The following is a 4,802-nucleotide window of genomic DNA, read 5'->3' as shown; positions in this document are numbered from 1 at the left end:
CCCAGATGGTGACGGGCCTGCCGCTCACCGTCTGGGGTCTGCGGCGCCGCAGCGGGGGCTGGACCGTGGCGGGGGCGCTGCTGGTCGGGCACGGCGCGCTCGGCGCGGCCCACGGGCTCTCCAGGCGCACCTGACGTTCCGCCCCGGCGGTCGGGCGGGCCCCGCCGTGCCGCCGAGGCGCCCCGAGGGCCGCGCGTGCCTACGTGATCCTCTCGGCGCCCGTGCGCCCCTGCCCGTCCTCGTGTCCCGGTGTCCTACTCGTCCTCGTCCTCGTCGTCCAGCCGTGCCAGCCAGGTGGCCAGGCGCTCCACCGGTACTTCGAAGTCCGGGTTCAGGTCGACGAACGTGCGCAGCTGCTCGGCGAGCCACTCGAAGGTGATCTCCTCCTCGCCGCGCCGCTTCGCCAGCTCCTCGATGCCGCGGTCGGTGAAGTACATGGATCGTGCTCCGTCGGGTCTTTGCAGGGTTGAGAGCCTCCCGTGCGGGAAGAAACCTGTGCCTGCGGGGTGGAGAGATGGGGTCTGTCCGTCGGTTGTGAAGAGACAGCACAAGGATAGGCGTCCACAGGGCCGTGCCTTCCGGGGCCGTCGAGGGGGCGCGGGGACGGGGGAATCGCATGGGAGAGGAAGCGACGCGCGTCACGCGCATCGCGCTGCCGGACGGAACACCGGTCTGGGCCCGGATCTCGGGCGCGGCGGAGCTGCCGGTTCCGTCCGGGCAGCTGTCGTTCAGCGACACCGGCTTCGGCGAGCGGATCGAGGCGAGCGTCGAGAGCCTGAACGCGCTCGTGACCGGTGTCGCGCACTCGCTGGCGGAACCGTTGCGCGCGGTGCGGCCGGACGAGGTGAGCGTCCAGTTCGGCATCGAGCTGACGGCCAAGGCCGGCAAGGTCGTGGGCCTCCTCGCCGACGGTGAGGCCAAGGCGGGCATCTCGGTCACCCTCACCTGGAACGGCGGCCCGCCGGCCCCGCCCGCGTCCGACGCCCGCGCTCCGGGTGGTGAGCCCCCCGACGCCGGCGCGGACGCGTCCGCCCGCGCTCCGGGGCACGGCGGGACCGGTGACGCCGCTTCCGGGAGCGGGGCGTGACGCACGGACGCGCCCCCGGCGCACCGGGGGCCCACGACGCGGCCCGCCGTGCGCTGCGTGGCCTCGTCATGGCGGCGACCGTTCGCATTCATCGGCCGGACGCCGGGTATGCCCTCGACGAACCCGAGACGTTCCTCGGCAGCGGCTACTTCGTCGCGCCGAGCTGGGTTCTGACCTGCGCACACGTGGCATGCGGCGGTGAGGGGGGCGAGGTCGTGGTGGTGTACGAGCCCGCACCGGGCCGCGGCATGTCCGCGGTCTCGGGCCACGTGGCGGCGGCGCTGCCCGAAGGGTTCGGACCCGTGCCCGGCAACTGGCCCGCCCCCGACCTCGCGCTGGTGCGGTTGAGCGAGCCGGTCGACCACGAGTGCGTGTACCTCTCCGAGCGCCCCGCGGCCTACTTCGGCGAGGACAAGGTCCTGTACGCGGGCTGGACGGTGGTCGACGGGCGGCTGAGCCTGCTCGACGGCACCCTCACCGTGCAGGGCACCATCGGCGGCTGGACCACGGACGTCCAGATGCGGCTCGGGGACAACGACCTGCCGGACGGTGTCTCCGGCGGCCCCGTGATCGATCCGGAGCGCGGCGAGGTCATCGGCGTACTCAAGTCGCGCTCCGTCCACGCGCGCGGGGGCACGTCCACCGGGCTGGAACAACTGCGGACGCTGCCCGTGCCCGCCGGGGAGCTGAAGGCGGAAGCCGACGATCTGTACCAGGCGGTGGTGCACGCCCACGACCGGTACCACCGTGACCGGCAGCGGCATCCGGACGCGCGCCGTCAGACCTGGGCCGACGTGCAGAGCCGGCTCGGTGCCCGGCCCGGTCAGACGCTGAGCCCCGACGAGCGCGTCCAGTTGCTCGGCCGTCTCGCGGACCTGCCGCCCCCGGCCAGCACCAGCGACCTGCTGGACCTCCTCGACTCGTTGCAGGACTTCGAGGCCCCGGCTCCGCTGCCCGCCCCGCGCGGCTGGCGGGACGGACTCGGCGCCCTGTACGAGTACGCGCGCGACGACGGCGCCCTCTACCTGGTGCTCGACTACGCGGTGCACGCCATGACCGCCGACCGCCCGTTCCGCGCGCCCAGTACGCCGGCCGCCGAGGAGGCCCTGTGGGCCGGGGTGAGGTTGGCCGCCCAGCGGCTCGGCCCCGGCCGCCGGACCGCCCTCGTCCAACGGCGGAAGGCCAGGATGGAGGCCCGCAGGCCCGCCCCGGTGGCGGGCGCCCGGCGGACCGCGGCGTCCGCCGGTGATGCGGGACGGGCCGCGACCGGACAGTCGTCCGTGCTGGTCGAGATCGTGCGGCGGGGCTGGGAGCCGGACCGCTGCGACTGGTCGGTCTTCGTCGTGCGCTCCGACGGAGAGGCGAAGCGCCTCAAGGAGGTCCAGCGAGTCCCGCTCGCCGACCTCGCCACCCATCTGTCCGCACCGCTCAAGGAGGCGTTCCGGCAGTGCGACACGCCGGGCCGGCCGGCGGTCCTGCAAGTGGCGACGGAGCACTCGCTGCTGGCCCTCGACGTGGACGAATGGACGCTCGGTCCCGAGGACGAGCGACTCGGCACCCAGCGCCCGGTCGTCCTGCGCTGCTCCGACCGCGACCAGCTGACAGAGTACGCCGAGTACGCCGAGTACGCCGAGTACGGCGAGTACGGCGAGTACGCCGAGTACGGCGAGTACGCCGAGCACGGGGAAAGCGGCGGAATCGGCGGGAGGCATGGCACCGGCGGAGGCGGCGAGCAGTCCGCGGCCGCCTTGGACGGTGACCACCGGCTGGACATCGACGAGGAACGCAGGGCCCGCTGGCGCTGGCTGCACGCACACCCGGTGACGGCCGCGGTCCTCGACTGCGACGACGGCCTGCGCAAACCGGTGCCGCCCGTCGAGGAGTTGCGGGGCCTGTCGCACGGCACGGTCCCGGTGCTGTGCCGCTTCGACGGCCACGGCCGCGAGGCCGACACGGAGGCGCTCGCCCAGCTCGTGCGCGGTGGTTTCGGCGTGGCGCTGTGGCGCCGTCGGCACGTGCTGCCGGAGGCGGTCTGCGGCGAGTTCCACCGCGGCACCCTGGACCAGATCGCGGGCCCGACCGGCGCCCACCGCTTGCCCGAGGCCGTGCGCGACCTGCGCCTCAGACTGCGATCGGGACGGCCCGAGACCTTCTGGGCCCACGGCATAGCGCTGCTGTACGACGATCCGCACCAGCCCCTGCCCGGCGCGGGCGACCTGCTGGAGGCACCGTGACCGCGGCCCGCGCGTGCCCGCGTCGACCATGCGCCCCGGTGTTTCAAGTCCCTTTGCCAAGGGACCCGTTGGGTGATGTGCCTCTTACCAGTCCCGTTCAGGATCGATACCGTGATGGACGCCCCCACGACGACAGCGCCCCCGGACGAGTGACGACGAGGATTGGATCATGACCGAATCCAGCGAGTGGCTCATCTACCGGGGCGCCGGCGAACCCCACGACGGCCTCGACCGGCTTCCGGACCCGCCTCCGTGGCGGGACTTCACCAGCCGGGACGCGGCGGGCTCCGGCGACGGGTCCGAGGACCGCAGGCTCGGCGCCCACCGGCACCTGGCCGAACTGCACCGGCCGGGCGCCGAGGAACTGGAGATGATCAACGCCGCGCTGTACCTGCGCCGGCCGCTCCTGGTCACCGGCAGCCCCGGCGCGGGCAAGAGCACCCTGGCCCACTCGGTGGCGTACGAACTGGGCCTCGGCAACGTGCTGCGCTGGTCCATCGTCAGCCGCTCCGAACTCCAGGACGGCCTCTACCACTACGACGCCATCGCGCGCCTGCAGGACGTGCAGATCGCCGCGCAGGCGGACGACGGCCCCGGGTCCGGGACGCCGGGCGCGGTCGACGGCATCGGCGGCTACATCCGGCTCGGCCCCCTCGGCACCGCCCTGCTGCCCTCCGACAAGCCGCGCGTCCTGCTCATCGACGAGCTGGACAAGAGCGACATCGACCTGCCCAACGACCTCCTGAACGTACTGGAGGAGGGCGAGTTCGCCATCCCCGAGCTGGAACGCATCGCGGACCGGCTGCCGGACCGCACGGCCGAGGTGCTCACTGCGGACGGCGTGAAAGTGCCGGTGCGCGACGGCCGCGTGCGCTGCCGCGCCTTCCCGTTCGTGGTGCTCACCAGCAACGGCGAACGCGACTTCCCGGCCCCGCTGATGCGGCGCTGCATCCACCTGGAGCTCGGCCGCCCCGACCACAATCGGCTCGCCACCTTCGTACGGGCCCACCTGGGCGACGAGGCGGCCCGCGCGGGCGACGACCTCGTCACCCGGTTCCTGGAGCGGTCCCGCAGCGAGCTGCTGGCGACGGACCAGTTGCTCAACGCGATCTACCTCACCGACGCCGCCGCCACGCCCAGCCGCGACCGCCTGGCCGACCTGCTCATCCAGCGGCTCGATCGCCCGAGGTGACGCGATGCCCGACGAGACGGCGCGCCACGGTCCAGGCCGCCACGGCGCCCCCGGCGACGAGGGTTCCGAGGCAGGGCGCACCGACGTGCCCGCCGGCGACCCGCTCGCCCGACTCGTCCTGCGGCTGCGGGAGGTGGGCCTGGACCCGGACGCCGAGCAGCTCTGCGACGCGCTCTGGCTGGCCCGGTGGACCCGGTCGGCCGACGCCGCGGACGCTCCGCCCGACCCCGGCATCCCCTCCGCGCCCCCGGCGGCCCGCCCGCCCGCCAGGCCCGTGGTGCTGCCGGAA

5 protein-coding genes are annotated in these 4,802 nt (G+C 74.1%); 4 read left to right on the top strand and 1 reads right to left on the bottom strand.

Annotated elements, in window-relative coordinates; all coding sequences use genetic code 11:
- Positions 1–254 precede the first annotated feature (254 nt).
- A complete protein-coding gene (locus BZZ08_RS38105; protein WP_104636696.1) occupies positions 255–437 on the bottom strand; it encodes a DUF6104 family protein in 183 nt (60 codons plus the stop codon).
- A 179-nt stretch (positions 438–616) separates the two neighbouring features.
- Between BZZ08_RS38105 and BZZ08_RS38100 the strand changes: the two genes are divergently transcribed.
- The 4 genes from BZZ08_RS38100 to BZZ08_RS38660 form a co-directional block, all read left to right on the top strand.
- Entirely contained in the window at positions 617–1,087 is a 471-nt protein-coding gene (locus BZZ08_RS38100; RefSeq protein ID WP_104636695.1) for a CU044_2847 family protein, read from the top strand.
- Positions 1,084–3,321, top strand: a complete 2,238-nt coding sequence (locus tag BZZ08_RS38095; protein ID WP_104636694.1) for a VMAP-C domain-containing protein — start codon at positions 1,084–1,086, stop codon at positions 3,319–3,321. Before BZZ08_RS38100 ends, BZZ08_RS38095 begins: the two co-directional genes overlap by 4 nt.
- A gap of 169 nt (positions 3,322–3,490) precedes the next feature.
- Positions 3,491–4,513: an AAA family ATPase gene (locus tag BZZ08_RS38090; protein WP_104636693.1), complete on the top strand. Its 1,023-nt coding sequence runs from the start codon at positions 3,491–3,493 to the stop codon at positions 4,511–4,513.
- Positions 4,514–4,517: 4 nt separating this feature from the next.
- Positions 4,518–4,802, top strand: a 285-nt coding sequence (locus BZZ08_RS38660) for a hypothetical protein (protein ID WP_133169274.1), incomplete at its 3' end; no start/stop codon positions are given.

The sequence above is a fragment of the Streptomyces sp. MH60 genome, assembly GCF_002939385.1.
Classification (GTDB): domain Bacteria; phylum Actinomycetota; class Actinomycetes; order Streptomycetales; family Streptomycetaceae; genus Streptomyces.
Note: the sequence above shows the minus strand (reverse complement) of the source record. Positions and strands in the feature narration are given on the sequence as shown.